The sequence below is a fragment of the Morganella sp. GD04133 genome, from assembly GCF_029835375.1.
Lineage (GTDB): Bacteria > Pseudomonadota > Gammaproteobacteria > Enterobacterales > Enterobacteriaceae > Morganella > Morganella morganii_B.
Window position 1 is genome coordinate 61,844 of record NZ_JAODZS010000012.1, and the last position, 19,440, is coordinate 81,283.

A 19,440-nucleotide genomic window follows, 5' to 3' on the forward strand; every position below is an offset into this window, starting at 1 on the left:
GCATTGCGGGACGTTTTTTATCAGCGGGTTAAATCGAATTCAGCCCAGATTGGCGCGTGGTCAGACGGTTTTTCCATACCCCGGATCTCATAATCAATGCCGGTGGCGGTACAGCGCGGTGCCAGCGCATTGCTTGCCAGAATCAGGTCAATGCGCAGTCCCCGGTTGTCATCAAAGCCGCGTGAACGGTAATCGAACCACGAGAAACGATCATCTGCATCCGGATACATAGCGCGGTAAGTGTCTGTCAGTCCCCAGCTGAGCAGGCGATCCATCCACTCGCGTTCTTCCGGCAGGAAAGAGCACTTGCCGGTCTTCAGCCAGCGTTTGCGGTTGGCATCACCAATTCCGATATCAATATCCTGCGGGCTGATATTCATATCACCCATAATAACAATCGGATCCTGATTGGAGCGCCCGGCCAGGTAATCCTGCAAATCCTGATAGAATTTGGTTTTTGCCGGGAATTTCAGCGGATGGTCACGGCTCTCTCCCTGGGGGAAATACCCGTTAATCACAGTCAGTATCCCGGCAGGGGTATCAATATCCGCCATAATCAGACGGCGCTGGGCATCTTCATCGTCCCCGGCGAAGCCTTTGCGCACGGCAAGCGGCTCTGCCTTGGTCAGCATAGCGACACCGTAATGGGATTTCTGGCCGTGATAAAAAATGTGGTAGCCGAGGTGTTTCAGGTCATCGAGCGGGAACATCTCGTCATGGACTTTGGTTTCCTGGAGGCCGATAACATCTGGCTGATGCTGTGCGATAATCGCTTCCAGCTGGTGGGGCCGGGCTCTTAACCCGTTAATGTTAAAAGAGACAAACTTCATAGTATTCCGACCGGTTGATGAGTTAACAACAAAAGGGTAACAGATTGCAGATAGAAAGTAACCCGTCAGCAGAATAATAAAAACCGGCACACCGGGCAGTGATTAATATGACTTAATTTTAATTGACAAAATAATCAGCATTAATAATGATTATTCTTCCTTCAGTAAAGCGGAATGAAACAGGTGTGATAAAAATCGGAAGAAAGATTCTTGTATTTATGTATTAATCTTTAAAATGAAATTTAATAAAACAGAATAATAAAAATATAACATTGTATTATTATTGTTGTATTAATTTTAACGAAAGCCGTATTTTAACTCTTTGTTTAAGAAAAAAACACCAGAAATAAAGTCGTTACATATCAATAAGTAATTATTTAACTGATTATTTACTACAGCACAGGAATCGACATTATGTTTTTTTCAAGGAAGTTAGAAGCCTTTATGGCCGTTGTTGAGTACGGCTCGCTCAGCAAGGCCGCGAAAGTGATGAACAGGACAACGTCACCGGTTGCGAAATCTATCAAGGATTTTGAAATCTCTCTGGGTAAGCGCTTATTTAAACGTGAGAAATTCGGGATGAGCCTGACCCGTGAAGGGATGGAGTTGTACAATGACCTGAAAGATCTCTATATGCAGGAAAAAGAGATTACCAAAAAACATATCAGCGGAACGATATGTAATAAGGTGAATATATTTTATGACTGGGGCAAGAGTAAATATATTGGTGCGCTGTACAGGGCGGCATTCAAAGCCGGTATACAAATTAATATATTTCGTTTTCATTATGATTGTATTGATGAAATAAATGATTTTGAGGGAAATACCCTGATACTGTCCTCTGAGCTGGTTATCAGTGAGCGCTTTACGCTGCTGCGCCACTTACCGCAGGGGCAAATCGGGATTTGTTGCCGCCGCTCACTGTTTCAGGCCTGCGACAATAATTTACAGGCATTATTATCCTGCTGTGTCTGGTTATGTGAGCCGTTGTTATATGAAAGCCCGTTACTGAAAACATTATTGCAGCAGCATGATGAGCAGAGCAAACATGAACATGTGCATCTGATCGACAATGTGAACAGTTATCTGCATCTGCTGGTTGACGGGGATTATCTCTGTTTTATTGATGAGCATCCGAAAACCCTGCCGTACAGTGATGAGCTGATTTTTCTGCCGTTATCGCAGAGTGAGGCGGAAAATCATTGTTATCTGTACAAGTCAAAATCACACGCGAGTGTGCTGAACAAAATAATGGATTGTATTGAAAATATGAAGTAACAGGAGAGAAGAGAGATGGTGGTGGGAGAAGGATTCGAACCTTCGAAGTCTGTGACGGCAGATTTACAGTCTGCTCCCTTTGGCCGCTTGGGTATCCCACCAAAAATCAAATTGTCCGTCCGTTCAGCTCTTGCCTTGGGACGGGCTGCATAATAGCAAATATGCGGGCGCTGTAAAGTAAAAAAAGAGAAAAAATGTGTGTTCGCCGTTTTTTTGCCCGAAGTGCCCGTTATCCGTGCAACTTCAGGCAATCAGGCCGTTATAAAATGACAGTGCGGTTACCGTAAACGAATACCCGTTGTGTCAGAACGCGCCCGAGGGCATGGCTGAGCACATTTTTCTCCACGTCACGACCGGCCATGACCATATCATCAGCGCTGTAGGTGTGATCAACATTTATCACGCTCTGGTGAATGATCGGGCCTTCATCGAGATTATCATTCACATAGTGCGCGGTGGCACCGATAATCTTCACGCCGCGCTCATACGCCTGATGATAAGGCCGTGCGCCGATAAAGGCCGGCAGGAAGGAGTGATGAATGTTGATAATCTGGTTCGGATAGTGCTGCACAAATGCCGGGGTCAGCACACGCATGTATTTTGCCAGCACCACATAATCCGGCTGATACTGATCAATCTGCTGAATGATCTGCATATCATGCTGCTCACGGGTCAGTCCTTCGTGGCTGATATGATGGAACGGAATACCAAACTGCGTGACCAGATGAGAGAGTACATCGTGATTGCCGATAACCGCCGCGATATCGACATCCAGACCGCCATAGGCGCTTTTCATCAGGATATCGCCGAGGCAGTGCGCTTCTTTGGTCACCATAATGACAATACGGCGGCGTCCGGCAGTGGTTAATTCACGTGTGGAGCCTTTCGGCAGGGCATCATCCAGGTCAGCCAGCAGGGTTTCATCGTTAAAAATTCCTTCCAGCTCGGTACGCATAAAAAAGCGGCCGGTACGGTGATCAACGAATTCATTGTTCTGGACAATATTCAGCTGATGCTTGTAACAAATGTTGGTGATTTTAGCGATAAGACCTTTTGCGTCAGGGCAAATGGTTCGCAGAATTTTTTTCTGACTCGTCTGGTGTTGCATGGAAGGTGCGGATCCTTAATAGCTGATGTCGGTGATGTTTGTTTACAGAAGGTGCCTGTCCGGTATCAGGCACAGCATTTTTTATATTTTTTTCCGGAGCCGCAGGGGCAGGGATCATTACGTCCGGTCTGTGGTTTAACGCCATCGAGGTACATCCAGGCACCGTCAGTCAGGCGAAAACGGGACCGTTCGTGAATGAATTGTTTATCTTCGGACTTTTTATCAATAAAGCAAGCACAAAATTCAACGAAAGCTTCGTCCGGCGCGGTACCGGGCTGAAAATCGATCACATTCAGCCCCAGCCATTCTGTTTCACCGAACCCGGCAACCAGTTCTGCCCGCAGAGCGTCCGCCCGTTCCGGCGGATACCATGTCCGGATCAGGTGATCAGCATTATGGGTGACAAACGCGCTGTAACGCGAACGCATCAGTGCCCGCGCATCCGGTGCGGACTGTACACCGGCAAGATAAGGCTGACAACACTGTGCGAAGGTATTGCCGCTGCCGCACGGGCAGGGATCTGTTTCAGTAAAATGAGACATAATTATCAAATAATGTGTTGAGGGTAAATAATCGTAAGGAACAGAGAGCAGATGCTACCGGAAATAGCGATCACGCGCTATCCTTAATCTCAGCAGCAGTGCGCGGGCAACGTGACCACCGGCGTTCCGCACGTTGTGTTGTGAGGCCGGCGGAAAGGAGATGCGATGAAGCAGGCACTGGACGGAAAACGATTGTTAGTCATCGATGACGACCCGGCATTCAATATGGCGCTGTCATCCTATTTACGCCTTCTCGGAGCCACGGTGTTATCTGCCGGTGACGGTGCCCGTGCATGGGAATGTATAGAACAGGGCTTTCAGCCGGAACTGATTTTCTGCGATCTCAATATGCCGGTGATGACCGGCGCGGAATTTATTGCCCGGTCACAGTCGGATTTACCGGCCATCCCGGTGATTGTTATCTCCGCGACACAAAAAATGTCCGATATTGACGAAGTCCTGCGTCTCGGGGCGAAAGATGTTCTGTTAAAACCCCTGAGCAGGCTGGAAGAGGTGAAAAAATTATGTCTGTCTCACCTGTATCCGTCTTTTTTTTCACCGGGTGTGCTGGAAAATAATGACCTCTCCGGGATCTGGGCACAATTGCAGCATAATGTGGATGATGTGTTACGTTTATTAAAACAGCTGAATCCGCCGCCGAGCCAGGTACTGGCCAATTATCAGATTCGTTATGCGCAATTATCCGATACCTGCCGTGCCGGACTGGTATTTGATGTGGCAGAATTCTCCGATAATGAAGTGGCGTTTTATTGTCTCGATATCAGTCAGAATACCGGGAATGGCCCGCTGATGGCGATGTTAATCCGCGTCATCTTTAACGATTTGCTTAAACGCTATATTCATAATCACCACCGGAAATTACCGAGCATGACCGCTATCTTAAATAAGCTGAACCGTTTATTGCAGGACGCGGGTATTCCGGGACAGTTGCCGCTGCTGCTGGGGTATTATCACACCCGGCGCAAGTCGGTGTTATTGTCCAGTGCCGGTATCAGTGCGGAATTACGCTCTGATAATCATGTGATCCGTATTAACCGCGGGATCCCGCTGGGGACACTCTCATCGGTTTATTCCAGTCAGATAAGCGAATTCAGCCGTCATCTGCAATGCCGGATCTGGAACAGCAGCAGTCAGATTAAATTAAGTCTGACCCCCGGACCGCATCAGGGATAATGACCGGACTTTACCAATCCGTTCAGATATTAAACATCCCTTAATACTAAAGCGCATTTACGCGGCACAGAGTATTTATCCCTGAAAATTAGCTGGTATACTCAGTCTCATTATTTTTTATAAATCGCGTATTTATTCTGTTTATGCGCATTGAGGATGATGTATGTCAGTGCAGAAAAATAAAGTACACAAGGCGGTGATTCCGGTTGCAGGATTAGGAACACGCATGTTACCGGCCACAAAAGCGATTCCGAAAGAAATGCTGCCGCTGGTGGACAAACCGCTTATTCAGTATGTGGTAAATGAATGTATCGCGGCGGGGATCACCGAAATTATTTTAGTGACCCACTCATCAAAAAACTCCATTGAAAACCATTTCGATACCAGTTTTGAACTGGAAGCCATCCTGGAAAAACGCGTAAAACGTCAGTTGCTGGATGAAGTTCAGTCAATCTGCCCGCGTCACGTCACCATTATGCAGACCCGCCAGGGCATCGCCAAAGGGCTCGGCCACGCGGTGTTATGTGCAAAACCGATGATTGGTGATGAGCCGTTCGCGGTGGTATTACCGGATGTGATTATTGATGAATACAGCACTGACCTGGCGAAGTTTAACCTGAAAGAAATGATCGCGCGTTATGAAGAACACGGCGCGAGCCAGGTGATGGTCGATCCGGTTCCGCAGGAAATGGTGGCAAATTACGGCGTGGTGGATTGCCACGGTGAAAGCCTGGCCGCCGGTGAAAGTAAACCGATGTTTGCCGTGGTGGAAAAACCTGAACCGGCCAAAGCACCGTCGAACATGGCTATTGTCGGCCGTTATGTGCTTTCTCAGGATATCTGGCCGCTGCTGGGGAAAACGGCTCCCGGAGCCGGTGATGAGATCCAGCTGACTGACGCTATCGCCATGCTGATTGAAAAAAATCCGGTGGAGGCGTACCGTCTGGTAGGCCGCAGCCATGACTGCGGCGACAAAATGGGCTATATGAAAGCCTTTGTCGAATACAGCATGCGCCATAAGCACCTGGGCCGTGAATTCTCAGACTGGCTGAAAACATTACAGAATTAATTATTGTTGCAATAGGTGAACTATGAAAGTAACCGTATTTGGAATCGGATATGTCGGCCTGGTGCAGGCGACTGTGCTGGCGGAAGTCGGCCATGATGTCATGTGTGTCGATGTGGATGCAAAAAAAGTCGAAAATCTGAAAAACGGGATTATCCCGATTTTTGAACCGGGCCTGACCCCGCTGGTGAAGAAAAACTATGACGAAGGTCGTTTAAGCTTCACCACGGATGCGGCACTGGGTGTGGCACACGGCACACTGCAATTTATCGCGGTTGGTACACCACCGGATGAAGACGGCTCTGCGGATCTGCAATATGTGACCGCCGTTGCCCGCACGATTGCGCAGCACATGCAGGACTACAAAGTGGTTATCGATAAATCCACGGTTCCGGTCGGTACCGCGGACAAAGTTAACGCCACCATTAAAGCAACACTGGCTGAACGTGGTGCGGATATTGCCTATGATGTGGTGTCCAACCCTGAATTCCTGAAGGAAGGGGCGGCGGTTGCTGACTGCATGCGTCCTGAGCGTATTGTTATCGGCTGTGATAATGATCGTGTTATCGATATTATCCGCGAACTGTATGAGCCGTTTAACCGCAATCACGACCGCATGATCGTGATGGATATCCGCAGCGCGGAGCTGACCAAATATGCGGCCAACTGTATGCTGGCGACAAAAATCAGCTTTATGAACGAAATTTCCAATCTGGCGGAAATGCTGGGCGCGGATATTGAGAATGTACGCCAGGGTATCGGTTCTGATTCCCGTATCGGCTATCACTTTATTTATCCGGGTTGCGGTTACGGCGGCTCCTGCTTCCCGAAAGATGTGCAGGCGCTGATCCGCACGGCCGAACATATCGGCTTTACCCCGCGTATTCTGCGTGCAGTGGAAGAAGTGAACGAACAGCAGAAATACAAGCTGCCATCCTTTATCAAACGCCATTTTGGTGAAAATCTGGAAGGCAAAACCTTCGCGGTATGGGGGCTTTCCTTTAAACCGAATACCGATGATATGCGTGAAGCGTCCAGCCGTATCCTGTTACAGGAATTATGGGCCGCCGGTGCCAAAATTCAGGCGTATGACCCGGAAGCGATGCAGGAAGCGCAGCGTATTTTCGGACAGCGTGATGACCTGGCACTGATGGGTACCAAAGAAGCGGCATTGCACAATGCGGATGCGCTGGTTATCTGTACGGAGTGGCAGAGTTTCCGTGCGCCGGATTTCGATGCTATCAAAGCCGGACTGAAAACCCCGGTTATTTTTGACGGACGCAACCTATATGACCCGGAACGTTTAGAAAATCGCGGCTTTATCTATTATGGTATAGGCCGTGGTGCTTCCATTAATCCGGTAATCTGAGTCTGAATATGAAAATACTTGTAACCGGCGCGGCCGGTTTTATTGGTTATCATGTCTCGCAGCGCCTGCTTGAGCAGGGGCACGAGGTTGTCGGTGCCGACAACCTCAATGACTATTATGATGTTAATCTGAAAAAAGCCCGTCTTGATCTGTTATTACCGCATCCGCAATTTCAGTTCTTTAAAATGGATTTGTCGGAAAAAGCGGCGGTCAGTGAGTTGTTTGCCGCTCAGAAATTTGAGCGGGTGATCCACCTGGCGGCGCAGCCGGGTGTGCGGTACTCCATTCAGAACCCGATGGCGTATATTGACGCGAATATTCTCGGGCATATGAATATTCTGGAAGGGTGCCGCCATCATAACGTCGGGCATCTGATTTACTCCTCCTCCAGTTCAGTATACGGTCTGAACCGCAAACAGCCGTTTTCTGCCGAGGATGATGTGGATCATCCGGTTTCGTTGTATGCGGCAACGAAAAAAGCCAACGAACTCATGTCTCACAGCTATTCACATCTCTATCAGTTACCGACGACCGGTCTGCGGTTCTTTACCGTTTACGGTCCGTGGGGACGTCCGGATATGGCCTTATTTAAGTTTGTGAAAGCCATGCTGGACGGAAAACCGATTGATGTTTATAACCACGGCAATATGGTGCGTGATTTCACCTATGTTGGTGATATTGCGGAAGCCGTGGTCCGTCTGGTGAATGTGATTCCGGCAGCAGACAGTGACTGGACGGTGGAAGAGGGACTGAAATCTGCCAGTTCTGCGCCGTACAAAATCTATAATGTCGGTAACGGTCAGCCGACCCGGCTGGGTGATTTTATTCAGGCAATTGAAACGGCACTGGATATTAAAGCCAATAAACATTATATGGATATGCAGGATGGTGATGTGTTATCCACCTGTGCGGACTCTTCCGAACTGTATAACACGATTGGTTTCTCACCGGATACACCGGTTAATTACGGTGTGCAACAGTTTGTTGACTGGTATATGTCGTTTTATCACGGTAAAGAATAAATAACAGCGGCGGTTATAAGTATAAAAAAGGAGGCAAACGCCTCCTTTTCTCTGTCCTGCTGTCCGGAAGACATAAAAAAGCCCTTCAGAGAAGGGCCTTTTATCAGATGTTATCGCTTACTTGATTAAGAAATCGTTCAGTGATTTACCTTCGTTATCGATAGCCTGTTTGATAACAGCCGGTGTACGGCCCTGGCCGGTCCAGGTTTTATTTTCACCGTTTTCATCGATATATTCGTATTTGGCAGGGCGCTGGGCACGCTTGGATTTGCTTGCCACTTTGCCGGTTGCCATAGACTGAATTAATTCTTCCGGATTGATACCCTGCTTCAGAATTAACTGACGGACTTCTTCTAATTTGCGGGTACGCTCTTCCTTTTCTGCCTGAGCCTGAGATTCCTCTGAACGGCGTTCTTCAACAACCGCAGTGAGCTTCTCAAGCATTTCTTCTAAGATTTCTAAGCTGCATTCTCTCGCCTGAGCGCGAAGAGTACGGATATTATTAAATGGCTTCAAAGATTCACTCATAATCCTGGTCTCAAATTAAATGTTGGCTGATGTATAGATAATAATAGATTGCTATTTAAAAATCTGCAATAGCAAATTTCGGAGTAAGGTTAAAACACATTTTTTTTAAAAGCAATTATTTCTGAGGAATAATAAGGGTCTTTTTGGTTTTTCGTTTAAAACTGATAAGGGGACGGGGTGAAAATGTGTTGATGTTCAGCATCTTCATAAAAAATGTTCATAAATGAGGTGGGGAATACAAATTATATTCAACCTTATCTTATGTAAAGAAACGTTATTCTTCGGTGCCGGCATAATGAAAAACAGGATAAAGCGAAGAATAGCCGATAACAACAGTGAATATCCGGTATGTAACCATGACCGGTGTGAATTTACGCGGACGATGAAATCAGGATATTGTGTATGCGATCACGGCATGTGTTAAATACAGATTGCGCTGTTTTTAACACTAATGTGTTAGTATTGTCCCGGATCTTGAATGTGTAAGGGGAGAGAGCCGGTGGCTCAGCTTTATTTTTATTACTCCGCAATGAATGCGGGAAAATCGACAGCGTTACTGCAGTCATCCTATAACTACAATGAACGCGGCATGCGCACGCTGATATTTACCGCAGAGATAGACAACCGCTATGAGCAGAGCAAAGTCACCTCACGTATCGGCCTGAGCGCGGATGCACGGGTATTTGGCCCTGAGACGGACATGAGTACTGTTATTATCCGTGAACATCAGCAGGCGCCCGTACACTGCGTATTAATCGATGAATGCCAGTTCCTGACCAAAGCGCAGGTGGAACAGCTCTGCTATATTGTCGATGATATTGATATCCCGGTTCTGTGTTACGGGTTACGCACAGACTTTAAAGGGGAGTTATTCAGCGGAAGCCATTATTTATTAGCCTGGGCGGATAAATTAGTTGAATTAAAAACTATTTGCTATTGCGGGCGGAAAGCCAGCCGCGTTTTACGTTACGACGGGCAGGGCCGGGTGATGTCAGACGGTGCGCAAATTGACATCGGCGGTAATGAAAAATATGTATCTGTCTGCCGCAAACATTACAATGAAGCGATTCGCGAAGCGAAAGCAGCAGAATATCGGTCATAAAGCAGGGAAACGTCTCTGTTATACAAAAAGTGCCGGACGTCATTGTCCGGCCTTTTTATATCCGGCTGGTTTTTCCGGCGATATCAAAAACACCGTAAACCGTTTCTGCAGGAAAAGTGACGCGTATTAAGTGAAATATTAAAAACCGTCTGTCCCGGAAAACAGGCACAAAGGTGAACAATTGTTCATACAAAGACAATTATTTAATAATTATTATGAGACGGATATAAAAAAGCCCTCCGGAGAGGGCTTTGCGGTTATTATTTACCGGATTGATGACTATTTCTTAGCATTTCGTTTGGCAACCGGTTTTGGTGCCGCAACCGGAACAGATTCATCATAGGTACGACCGTAATAGGTATCCAGCATAATTTGTTTCAATTCTGCAATCAGCGGATAACGCGGGTTTGCACCGGTACACTGGTCATCAAAGGCATCTTCGGACAGTTTATCCAGTTTTGCCAGGAATTCGGCTTCCGGCACACCGGCTTCACGGATGGATTTCGGAATACCGAGGGATGCTTTGATTTCATCCAGCCAGACCAGCAGTTTTTCAATCTTCTGCGCGGTACGGTCACCGGCAGCACTCAGCTGCAGATGGTCAGCAATCTCCGCGTAACGGCGGCGCGCCTGCGGACGGTCATACTGACTGAACGCAGTCTGTTTGGTCGGGTTATCGGTCGCGTTATAACGGATGACGTTACAGATAAGCAGGGCGTTAGCCAGGCCGTGCGGAATATGGAACTCAGAACCCAGTTTGTGCGCCATGGAGTGACATACCCCGAGGAAGGCGTTGGCAAACGCGATACCGGCAATCGTCGCGGCATTGTGTACACGTTCACGGGCCACCGGGTTCTTCGCACCTTCGTGATAGCTGGCCGGTAAAAATTCTTTCAGCAGTTTCAGCGCCTGCAATGCCTGACCGTCAGAGAATTCGTTCGCCAGTACCGATACATAAGCTTCCAGTGCATGAGTGACCGCGTCCAGCCCGCCGAATGCGGTCAGGGATTTCGGCATGTTCATCACCAGGTTGGCATCGACAATCGCCATATCCGGGGTCAGGGCATAGTCCGCCAGCGGGTATTTCTGCCCGGTGGTATCATCTGTCACGACCGCGAACGGTGTCACTTCAGAGCCGGTACCGGATGTGGTGGTGATAGCAACCATTTTCGCTTTCACGCCCATTTTCGGGAACTTATAGATGCGTTTACGGATATCCATAAAGCGCAGTGCCAGTTCCTCAAAATGGGTTTCCGGATGCTCATACATCACCCACATAATTTTGGCTGCATCCATCGGGGAGCCGCCGCCGAGGGCAATAATCACGTCCGGTTTGAAGCTGTTCATCTGTTCCGCACCTTTGCGGACCACAGACAGTGTCGGGTCAGCTTCCACTTCAAAGAAAATTTCCACTTCCATACCGTAGGATTTCAGCACACGGGTGACTTCATCCACATAGCCGTTATTGAACAGATAGCCGTCAGTCACGATAAAGGCGCGTTTTGCACCGTCACCGGCGATCTCTTCCAGCGCAACCGGCAGAGAACCACGGCGGAAATAGATAGATTTCGGAAGTTTATGCCACAACATATTTTCAGCTCGTTTTGCCACGGTTTTTGTGTTGATCAGGTGTTTCGGCCCGACGTTTTCGGAAATGGAGTTACCCCCCCAGGAGCCGCAACCCAGTGTCAGTGACGGAGACAGCTTGAAGTTATACAGGTCGCCGATCCCGCCTTGTGATGCCGGGGTGTTAATCAGGATACGTGCGGTTTTCATCTTCTCACCGAAGAATTTCACACGCGCCGGCTGATTGTCCTGATCGGTATATAAGCAGGAGGTGTGGCCGATCCCGCCCATTTCCACCAGTTTTTCCGCTTTGATCACCGCATCTTCAAAATCTTTGCCGCGGTACATGGCTAACAGCGGGGAGAGTTTTTCGTGTGCAAACGGCTCGGATTCATCCACCACGGAGACTGCACCGATAAGAATTTTGGTCCAGGCAGGGACCTCAATACCGGCCATTTCAGCAATTTTCACCGCAGACTGACCGACAATTTTCGCATTCAGTCCGCCGTTGAGCAGAATGATGTCCTGAACGGCTTTCAGTTCTTTGCCTTTCAGAATATAACCGCCGTGGGTTTCAAAACGTTCTTTGACCTGCTCATAGACATCATCAACAACAATAACGGATTGCTCAGAGGCACAAATCACGCCGTTATCGAAGGTTTTTGACATCAGAATAGAGGCTACCGCGCGTTTGATATCAGCCGTTTCGTCAATCACCACAGGGGTATTACCCGCACCGACACCGATAGCCGGTTTACCGGAACTGTAGGCGGCTTTTACCATACCCGGCCCGCCGGTGGCGAGGATTAGGTTAGTATCCGGGTGGTGCATTAAGGCATTGGATAATTCAACAGACGGTTCGTCAATCCAGCCGATAATATCTTTCGGGGCACCGGCGGCAACAGCGGCGTTGAGGACAATCTCAGCGGCTCTGTTAGTGGCTTTTTTGGCACGCGGATGCGGGGAGAAAATGATCCCGTTACGGGTTTTCAGGCTGATCAGTGCTTTAAAGATAGCAGTGGAGGTCGGGTTGGTGGTCGGGACGATACCGCAGATAATACCGATAGGCTCTGCGATAGTGATGGTGCCGAAAGTCGGGTCTTCCGATAAGATGCCGCAGGTTTTTTCATCGCGGTAGGCATTATAGATATATTCAGAAGCAAAATGGTTTTTGATCACTTTATCTTCAATAATACCCATGCCGGACTCTTCGACCGCCAGTTTTGCCAGCGGGATACGGGCATCGGCAGCAGCGAGTGCCGCGGCCCGGAAGATGGCATCTACCTGTTCCTGGGAGAAACCGGCAAACTCGCGCTGAGCTTTCTTCACGCGGGCAACTAATTCATTGAGTTCGGTAACGTTCGTTACGGCCATACAGATCACTCCTGATAAATTGTTAAACTTTTTAAGCAAATCAGCGGATTGATACAATTTGATTATAGCGGTGATATCTTCCGGTAACTAAATCGATTTTGCCGGTAACATAATGCAGATATGCCCACTGATTTGCTTAAAAAGCCCGTCAGGTCTTTCTGTGTGCATTATAGTTGAATCGATTCAACTATAGTGAAAACAGCTTAACATTCGGGGGAAATATTAAAGTGATCTAAATCACAAATACATTAAGCTGACACCATTCAGCATGGGTAAAGACGGGAACATCACACCGTAACGGGAATGATATCGGGCTTCAATTTCACAGAAGAACTGATGATTGTCTGAAATTCAGACAGAAATAAGGCGATATAACTGTATCGAATCAGCAGGAAGCGGAAAATATTCTGCGCAAAGCAATTCCTTTTCCTGCACATTCAACGGTATGATGTCTGTGTTAATAATCACATTTATAATTATTACAACCCTTTTGCGATAGTCTGCTGTTATTATCAGTGGGCTGTCACTGTATTATCATCAGGTTGAGGATCGTTTGTGGGCAACACATTGCTGGATTTTTCCGGTTATTTAAAATTTTTTGTCGGCTTATTTGCCTTAGTCAACCCGGTCGGTATTCTGCCGGTCTTTATGAGCATGACAAATTATCAGACTGCCGCAGTGCGCAATAAAACCAACATGATTGCGAACTTTTCGGTGGCCGTGATTTTGTGTACATCACTTTTGGTCGGCGATAAGATCCTCATTATGTTCGGTATTTCCATCGAATCTTTCCGGATAGCAGGGGGAACACTGATTGTCCTCATTGCCATGTCCATGATCAGCGGTAAGCTGGGGGAAGATAAGCAGAACAAACAGGAGCAGTCGGAAACGGCGATCCGCGACAATATCGGCGTAGTGCCGCTGGCGCTGCCGCTGATGGCGGGGCCGGGGGCGATCAGCTCCTGTGTGGTCTGGAGTGCCCGCTGGCAGGGCTGGCAGAATTTTCTCGGGCTGGCGCTGACCAGCATCGTGTTTGCGTTCTGTTGCTGGCTGCTGTTCCGCTCAGCGGGACTGTGGGTGAAATATCTCGGACAAACCGGTATCAACGTTGTGACCCGTATTATGGGTCTGATGCTGATGTCTTTAGGGATCGAACTGATTATTACCGGCATGAAAATGAGTTTTCCGGGATTATTGTCATAATCACGCAGTTCATTATTATCAGACGGGGCCAATGGCCCCGTTTTTACCTCTCTCTGTTCTCCATCCGGTGATCGCCGCGCAGCAGGGCGGTGCGATCAAATTCCCGCTCAATCTTCCCGTTCGCCATAAATGCCGCCCGGTCTGACATATGGGCCACCACATCCGCATCATGACTGACCAGCAGATAGGTCATGCCGTGGGCGGTTTTCAGGTGATTAAGCAGATTGAGAATTTCCGCCTGAACGGACATATCCAGTGCGGATGTTGGTTCATCGAGTAGCAGGATCTGCGGGTGCAGCATCAGGGCGCGGGCAATGGCAATGCGCTGGCGCTGCCCGCCGGAGAGCTGATGCGGATAACGCTGTGCCACATCCGGCGGCAGCCCGACAGATACAATGGCCTCTGCCACCCGGCTGTCGATATCATGTTCACGGTGAATGCGTAGTGGTTCGGAAAGTGCCCGGTGAATGGTATGAAACGGATGCAGAGACGCATAAGGATCCTGGAAGACCATCTGCACATTGCGGCGCAAAGCTCCCTGATAACGCTGGCCGGGGTGGATATGTTGTGACAGCAGTTGCACGCTGCCCAGCCATTCCCGCTGCAATCCGGCGATCACCCGCAAAATGGTGGATTTTCCGCAGCCGGACTCACCGATAAGGCTGAACGTCTCTCCGGCATTGAGATGAAAACCGGCCTGACAAACCACCTGCCGCTGTCCGAAGCTGACGGAAAGATTATTAACCTCAATAATCGGTGCTGAATTATTTTCCGGCATGATGTGTCTCCTGAGTCAGTAACACCTGTAAAGCAGCGCGATCCAGTACCGGTAAATCGGTGCCGTAGGTTTGTGCATCCGGGCGGCAGGTCCATAATGTGCGGGTATAAGGATGCGTTGCCTGCGGCAGTTGTGCGGCGGGCAGCTCATCCACCTGCTGACCCTGATACATCACCATCACGCGCTGACAATGGGCCGCCACCAGCGGTAAATCGTGGCTTATCAACAGCAGCCCCATCCGGCGCTCCTCACACTGGCTGACAATCAGTTCCAGAATCTGGTGGCGCAGCCGGGCATCCAGGGCGGAGGTCGGTTCGTCGGCAATTAAGACTGACGGGTTGTTGATCAGGGCAATCGCAATCATGGCGCGTTGTCCCATACCGCCGGAAAGCTGCCCCGGATAGCGGGAGAGCGCCTGTTCTGATAACCCTGTGGCACGGGCCATGTCAAAAACACGGTCGCGGCGGTCAGATTTATTCAGTGTCTGGTGGCGCAGCAGGGATTCCTCTATCTGCTGATACAGATTTCTGACCGGATTCAGCGCATAGCGCGGATCCTGCATGATCATGGCAATGTCATTGCCGCGCAGTGCCGCCCACTGTTTTTCCCGCAGAGACAACAGGGAAGTCTGACCGAATGTCAGCGTATCTGCGCTGACCATCCCCGGTTTGCGCACCAGCCCCATCAGCGCCCTGGCGGTCATGGATTTGCCGGAACCGGATTCCCCGACCAGCGCCAGCCGCTCCTGTCCAAGGGTAAAGGAGACATTTTTCACCACCTGTGCGCGGGGGTAATCCACACACAAGTTACGGACACAAATAAGCGGCTCAGTCATGTTGCGGCTCCATAATATCCCGTAAACCATCACCCAGCAGATTGAATGCCATACCGGCAATCAAAATCGCCGCACCGGGTACGGCGGCTATCCACCACTGGTCAAAAATAACCTGCATACCATCAGCAATCATCGCACCCCATTCCGCCATCGGCGGTTGTGCGCCCAGCCCGAGGAAACCCAGCCCGGCAGCCGCCAGGATAATGGTGGCGAGATCCAGCGCCAGCCGGACAATCGCTGACGGCAGACAGAGCGGCAGAATGTGCCCCCACAGCAGACGCAGACCACGGATCCCCAGCATTTCCGCGCTGGCTAGATAATCACTGTTGCGCAGATGGCGGATTTCACTGCGTGCCTGGCGGGCATAGGCAGGCCAGGAGGTCAGGGCGAGTGCCAGTGCGCCGTTAATCAGCCCCGGCCCGAGAATGGCGACAAAGGCAAAGGCGAGGATCAGGCGCGGCATCGACATCACGATATCGGTGAAACGCATCAGAATCGTTTCCACCCAGCGACCGTAAAATCCGGCCAGAATGCCGATTAATAACCCGGCAGGCAGGGTGATGGCGGCGACCAGCGCAACCAGACCAAACATCGGGCGGGTGCCGTAGATCAGGCGGGAGAGTACATCACGCCCGTAACTGTCGGTTCCGAGCCAGTGTTGTGCATCCGGTGCCAGCAGGCGCTGTGCCGGGTTTTGCAGTACCGGGTCATAGGGGGCGAGCCACGGCGCAAACAGTGCCACCAGCAGCAGAAACAAAATAATCAGGGTACCCGTCAGCGCGGACGGGGATCGGCGGATTTTCGGCAGTAATGTCATGATTTCACCCGCGGATCGGTTAAACGCACAATCATATCGGTCACGTTATTAATAAAGATAAAGCAGATACCGATCACCAGAGTCCCGCCCATCACGGCGGTGGTATCCCCGGCAAACAAGGCGGCGGTCAGGTAACGGCCGATACCGGGCCAGGAAAAGACCGTTTCGGTCAGTACCGCACCTTCCAGCATCCCTGTATAAGCAAGGGCAATGACGGTGATCAGTGTTCCCCGGATATTCGGCAGTACATGGCGGAACAGCACCTGCATGTCGGTATTGCCTTTGGCGCGGGCCAGTGTGACATACTCTTTATTCATTTCACTCAGGCAGGCGGCGCGCGTCAGCCGGGTGATCCCCGCCAGACAAAAATAGGCCAGCAGCGATACCGGCAGGATCAGGTGTGCCACCGCATTGGTAAATGCGCCGGGGTCATCTGCCAGCCAGGTGTCGATCAGCACAAAACCGGTTTTCGCCTCGACGGTATACTGGTAGATATCATCCAGCCGCCCCGGGCCGGGGCTCCACTGCAGCGTGGCGTAGAACAGCAGAAGCATCAGCAGTCCCAGCCAGAAAACCGGTACCGAGTTACCGAGGAGTGTCAGGGTGCGGATGATAAAATCAAACGGCGTACCGGCATAACGGGCACATAACACGCCACAGAGGATGCCGAGCGACGCGCCGATCAGCAGTGAAAGTGTTGCCAGTTCGATGGTGGCGGGCAGGGTGGTCAGCACGCCGTCGAGCACCGGCTGTCCCATCGAGGAGGCCATGCCGAGATCGCCGTGCAGCAGGCGTTCCGCGTAATGCCAGAACTGAATATAGACAGGTTGATCCAGTCCCAGCTCCAGCCTGACCTGTTCATAGGTTTCATGGCTGGCGTGATCGCCGACAATTTGTAATACCCGGTCAACCGGAGAGAATGCCGACAATGCAAAGGTGATCACCAGTAACCCGAGCAGTGTCAGTGCCAGAGTGAAAACGCCCTGAAGCGTGACACGCAGGGTATGGCGAAACAGGGTTCCGGCAGGGGAAATATCGGACATACAGCAGTTCCTGAATAAAAACAAAACACACAAACCCCGTCAGCGGTACTGACGGGGTGATAAGCGGAAAATCAGCAGATTATTTGGTGACTCTGTCGTAATACACCATGTCTGCGTTCAGTCCCTGCTGATAGCCTTTCACGTTATCACGCAGTACCACCTGGTTTTGTCCCTGTGCCATAAAGACATACGGAGAACTGCGCTGTAACTCTTCCTGCATGGCGGTATACATCTGCGCACGTTTGGCTTTATCCGGCTCCGCGACGGCTTTTAGTGTGGTTTGTGATAACTGAGGAATATCCCAGCCGTTCAGCCATGCAACGGTGCTGCTCTTGCCATCATTAAAGGCGAAGGCACTGGCATTGGAATGAGCATCAAAATAGTCAGGGATCCAGAAACGGATGGCTGCCTGATGCTGGCGTGCCCGTACGCGGGAATAGACCTGACTGCCTGCCGCCGGTAATAATTCCACTTTTATGCCGCCCTGAGCAAAACTGGCCTGAAGCGACTGGGCAATAGTGATATATGGCGGTTTGTTTTCCACATCGAGGGTGAAATGGGCATCTTTAATCCCGGCGTTTGCCAGAATCTCTTTGGCTTTGGCCGGATCAAATTTATACGGGTTATTTTCCAGCGCGCCCGGTAAACCGACCGGCAGGAAGCTTTGATGAATAAAATACTGGCCTTTCAGTAAATCGCGGGTAATACCTTCATAATCGACCAGATAACGGGCCGCTTCCCACAATGCCGGGTTTTTCAGCAACGGATTGGCACTGTTGCCGGTGTTGAATGCCATATAATCCTGCTCAGCGGACGGAATATTTTCCACTCGTACCCCGGCGCTGTTTTTCAGTGCCGCAGTCTGGTCAGCACCCAGTTCACGGGCAATATCCGCATCGCCCTGCTGAATCAGCAGGCGGCGGGAAGCCGGGTCCGGCACGTTTTTAATAATAATGGACGGAATTTTGGCCTCGCCGGTGGAAACATGCGGGTTGGCCGCCATCACAATGGCCTGGTTCGGCTGATAGACTTTCAGAGAATAAGCACCGCTCCCGGCAGAGTGCATTTTCAGCCAGGCATTACCGAAGTCATTATTTTTAATATTCGGTGTCACCAATTTTTCATCCACCACCGAGGCTATCGGGGTAGATAAGAGATTCAGTGCCACGTCCGGGCTGATATCTGCGCTCCATTTTATTTTCATGGTGCGGTCGCCGGTTTTTTCAAACTGCTGCGCGATATTCTCTTTATTCCAGCCGAAAATATTGAGAATAAACGCAGGCGATTTATTCATGACCACAGCACGCTGGTAAGAGAAAATAATATCTTCCGGGCGCACCGGGTTGCCGGAGGCAAATTTTGCATTCTCTTTAATCCGGACGGTCAGGGTTTTATTGGCTGCATCGGCCTGCCAGTCTTCCAGCAAAATCGCGTCAAGCTGTTCCGGATTATCACGGTTCGGCTGCACCAGACGCTGATATAAGCTGGGAACGGTCTGGATACTGGACAGTTCATTACTCTCTGCCGGGTCAAGGCTGACAATGTCATCCAGGCTCTGGACAACAATGAGGGTATTCGGTGGTGTGGCGGCAAATGCGGAGACGGAAAAGAGCAGAGCCAATGACGCTGCCGGATATGTTTTTTTCATATATTCCCCTGAAACGCGGTGTTATTGATTTTTTGTAATACTGACACGTTAAAAAAAACAGCGCTGTTTTGCAAAGTCTGTTACGTGCTTGTTTATAACTTTTCGTTATAGCTAAAATTAATCATAGTCTGAAATTG

17 protein-coding genes and 1 tRNA gene are annotated in these 19,440 nt (G+C 49.8%); 7 read left to right on the forward strand and 11 right to left on the reverse strand.

Annotated elements, in window-relative coordinates; translation table 11 throughout:
- Positions 1 to 20: 20 nt before the first annotated feature.
- Positions 21 to 830: an exodeoxyribonuclease III gene (gene xthA / locus N7387_RS07575; RefSeq protein ID WP_279798053.1), complete on the reverse strand. Its 810-nt coding sequence runs from the start codon at positions 828 to 830 to the stop codon at positions 21 to 23.
- A 414-nt stretch (positions 831 to 1,244) separates the two neighbouring features.
- On the opposite strand from xthA, the gene N7387_RS07580 reads away from it, so the two are divergent.
- A complete protein-coding gene (locus N7387_RS07580) occupies positions 1,245 to 2,108 on the forward strand; it encodes a LysR family transcriptional regulator (protein WP_279798054.1) in 864 nt (287 codons plus the stop codon).
- Between the two features lie 16 nt (positions 2,109 to 2,124).
- On the opposite strand, the gene N7387_RS07585 is transcribed toward N7387_RS07580, so the two are convergent.
- The 3 genes from N7387_RS07585 to N7387_RS07595 form a co-directional block, all read right to left on the reverse strand.
- A tRNA-Tyr gene (locus N7387_RS07585) sits at positions 2,125 to 2,209 on the reverse strand.
- Between the two features lie 158 nt (positions 2,210 to 2,367).
- A complete protein-coding gene (purU, locus tag N7387_RS07590; protein WP_262859431.1) occupies positions 2,368 to 3,216 on the reverse strand; it encodes a formyltetrahydrofolate deformylase in 849 nt (282 codons plus the stop codon).
- A gap of 65 nt (positions 3,217 to 3,281) precedes the next feature.
- Complete coding sequence (locus N7387_RS07595; protein ID WP_279798056.1) at positions 3,282 to 3,758, reverse strand: YchJ family metal-binding protein; 477 nt, start codon at positions 3,756 to 3,758, stop codon at positions 3,282 to 3,284.
- Positions 3,759 to 3,923: 165 nt separating this feature from the next.
- Between N7387_RS07595 and rssB the strand changes: the two genes are divergently transcribed.
- From rssB to N7387_RS07615, 4 genes are all read left to right on the forward strand, one after another.
- Positions 3,924 to 4,952, forward strand: a complete 1,029-nt coding sequence (rssB, locus tag N7387_RS07600) for a two-component system response regulator RssB (RefSeq protein WP_262882779.1) — start codon at positions 3,924 to 3,926, stop codon at positions 4,950 to 4,952.
- A gap of 163 nt (positions 4,953 to 5,115) precedes the next feature.
- Positions 5,116 to 6,021 carry a UTP--glucose-1-phosphate uridylyltransferase GalU gene (gene galU, locus N7387_RS07605; protein ID WP_262859428.1) on the forward strand — a complete coding sequence of 302 codons (906 nt, stop codon included), beginning with the start codon at positions 5,116 to 5,118 and terminating at the stop codon, positions 6,019 to 6,021.
- A gap of 22 nt (positions 6,022 to 6,043) precedes the next feature.
- Positions 6,044 to 7,387, forward strand: coding sequence for a UDP-glucose/GDP-mannose dehydrogenase family protein (locus N7387_RS07610; protein ID WP_025153083.1), 1,344 nt, complete (start codon positions 6,044 to 6,046; stop codon positions 7,385 to 7,387).
- Between the two features lie 8 nt (positions 7,388 to 7,395).
- Complete coding sequence (locus N7387_RS07615; RefSeq protein WP_262882778.1) at positions 7,396 to 8,409, forward strand: NAD-dependent epimerase; 1,014 nt, start codon at positions 7,396 to 7,398, stop codon at positions 8,407 to 8,409.
- Between the two features lie 117 nt (positions 8,410 to 8,526).
- Here N7387_RS07615 and hns read toward each other — a convergent pair whose 3' ends face one another.
- A complete protein-coding gene (gene hns, locus N7387_RS07620; protein ID WP_025153085.1) occupies positions 8,527 to 8,937 on the reverse strand; it encodes a histone-like nucleoid-structuring protein H-NS in 411 nt (136 codons plus the stop codon).
- 499 nt (positions 8,938 to 9,436) lie between these two features.
- On the opposite strand from hns, the gene N7387_RS07625 reads away from it, so the two are divergent.
- Positions 9,437 to 10,039, forward strand: a complete 603-nt coding sequence (locus N7387_RS07625; RefSeq protein ID WP_262859478.1) for a thymidine kinase — start codon at positions 9,437 to 9,439, stop codon at positions 10,037 to 10,039.
- 279 nt (positions 10,040 to 10,318) lie between these two features.
- Here N7387_RS07625 and adhE read toward each other — a convergent pair whose 3' ends face one another.
- Positions 10,319 to 12,979, reverse strand: coding sequence for a bifunctional acetaldehyde-CoA/alcohol dehydrogenase (gene adhE, locus N7387_RS07630; RefSeq protein WP_279798057.1), 2,661 nt, complete (start codon positions 12,977 to 12,979; stop codon positions 10,319 to 10,321).
- Positions 12,980 to 13,534: 555 nt separating this feature from the next.
- Here adhE and N7387_RS07635 point away from each other — a divergent pair.
- Positions 13,535 to 14,182 carry a YchE family NAAT transporter gene (locus tag N7387_RS07635; RefSeq protein ID WP_025153088.1) on the forward strand — a complete coding sequence of 216 codons (648 nt, stop codon included), beginning with the start codon at positions 13,535 to 13,537 and terminating at the stop codon, positions 14,180 to 14,182.
- A 43-nt stretch (positions 14,183 to 14,225) separates the two neighbouring features.
- Here N7387_RS07635 and N7387_RS07640 read toward each other — a convergent pair whose 3' ends face one another.
- The 5 genes from N7387_RS07640 to N7387_RS07660 form a co-directional block, all read right to left on the reverse strand.
- Complete coding sequence (locus tag N7387_RS07640) at positions 14,226 to 14,960, reverse strand: ABC transporter ATP-binding protein (protein WP_279798058.1); 735 nt, start codon at positions 14,958 to 14,960, stop codon at positions 14,226 to 14,228.
- The gene (locus N7387_RS07645) at positions 14,947 to 15,795 is read right to left on the reverse strand and encodes an ABC transporter ATP-binding protein (RefSeq protein WP_262859424.1); all 849 of its coding nucleotides are present in this window, start codon (positions 15,793 to 15,795) and stop codon (positions 14,947 to 14,949) included. The genes N7387_RS07640 and N7387_RS07645 overlap by 14 nt, the downstream gene beginning before the upstream one ends.
- On the reverse strand, positions 15,788 to 16,612 hold the full coding sequence (locus N7387_RS07650; protein WP_004238189.1) for an ABC transporter permease: 825 nt from the start codon (positions 16,610 to 16,612) through the stop codon (positions 15,788 to 15,790). Before N7387_RS07650 ends, N7387_RS07645 begins: the two co-directional genes overlap by 8 nt.
- Entirely contained in the window at positions 16,609 to 17,655 is a 1,047-nt protein-coding gene (locus tag N7387_RS07655) for an ABC transporter permease (RefSeq protein ID WP_279798062.1), read from the reverse strand. Before N7387_RS07655 ends, N7387_RS07650 begins: the two co-directional genes overlap by 4 nt.
- Before the next feature lie 79 nt (positions 17,656 to 17,734).
- The gene (locus tag N7387_RS07660; RefSeq protein ID WP_279798064.1) at positions 17,735 to 19,303 is read right to left on the reverse strand and encodes an ABC transporter substrate-binding protein; all 1,569 of its coding nucleotides are present in this window, start codon (positions 19,301 to 19,303) and stop codon (positions 17,735 to 17,737) included.
- Positions 19,304 to 19,440 lie beyond the last annotated feature (137 nt).

Excerpts from the sequence above, each read along its gene's own strand:
- galU (WP_262859428.1), top strand. The coding sequence starts at position 5,116 with ATGTCAGTGCAGAAAAATAAAGTACACAAGGCGGTGATTCCGGTTGCA.
- N7387_RS07640 (WP_279798058.1), bottom strand. The coding sequence starts at position 14,960 with ATGCCGGAAAATAATTCAGCACCGATTATTGAGGTTAATAATCTTTCC.
- N7387_RS07660 (WP_279798064.1), bottom strand. The coding sequence starts at position 19,303 with ATGAAAAAAACATATCCGGCAGCGTCATTGGCTCTGCTCTTTTCCGTC.
- N7387_RS07655 (WP_279798062.1), bottom strand. The coding sequence starts at position 17,655 with ATGTCCGATATTTCCCCTGCCGGAACCCTGTTTCGCCATACCCTGCGT.
- N7387_RS07650 (WP_004238189.1), bottom strand. The coding sequence starts at position 16,612 with ATGACATTACTGCCGAAAATCCGCCGATCCCCGTCCGCGCTGACGGGT.
- rssB (WP_262882779.1), top strand. The coding sequence starts at position 3,924 with ATGAAGCAGGCACTGGACGGAAAACGATTGTTAGTCATCGATGACGAC.
- xthA (WP_279798053.1), bottom strand. The coding sequence starts at position 830 with ATGAAGTTTGTCTCTTTTAACATTAACGGGTTAAGAGCCCGGCCCCAC.
- N7387_RS07615 (WP_262882778.1), top strand. The coding sequence starts at position 7,396 with ATGAAAATACTTGTAACCGGCGCGGCCGGTTTTATTGGTTATCATGTC.
- adhE (WP_279798057.1), bottom strand. The coding sequence starts at position 12,979 with ATGGCCGTAACGAACGTTACCGAACTCAATGAATTAGTTGCCCGCGTG.
- N7387_RS07595 (WP_279798056.1), bottom strand. The coding sequence starts at position 3,758 with ATGTCTCATTTTACTGAAACAGATCCCTGCCCGTGCGGCAGCGGCAAT.
- N7387_RS07645 (WP_262859424.1), bottom strand. The coding sequence starts at position 15,795 with ATGACTGAGCCGCTTATTTGTGTCCGTAACTTGTGTGTGGATTACCCC.
- hns (WP_025153085.1), bottom strand. The coding sequence starts at position 8,937 with ATGAGTGAATCTTTGAAGCCATTTAATAATATCCGTACTCTTCGCGCT.
- N7387_RS07610 (WP_025153083.1), top strand. The coding sequence starts at position 6,044 with ATGAAAGTAACCGTATTTGGAATCGGATATGTCGGCCTGGTGCAGGCG.
- N7387_RS07580 (WP_279798054.1), top strand. The coding sequence starts at position 1,245 with ATGTTTTTTTCAAGGAAGTTAGAAGCCTTTATGGCCGTTGTTGAGTAC.
- purU (WP_262859431.1), bottom strand. The coding sequence starts at position 3,216 with ATGCAACACCAGACGAGTCAGAAAAAAATTCTGCGAACCATTTGCCCT.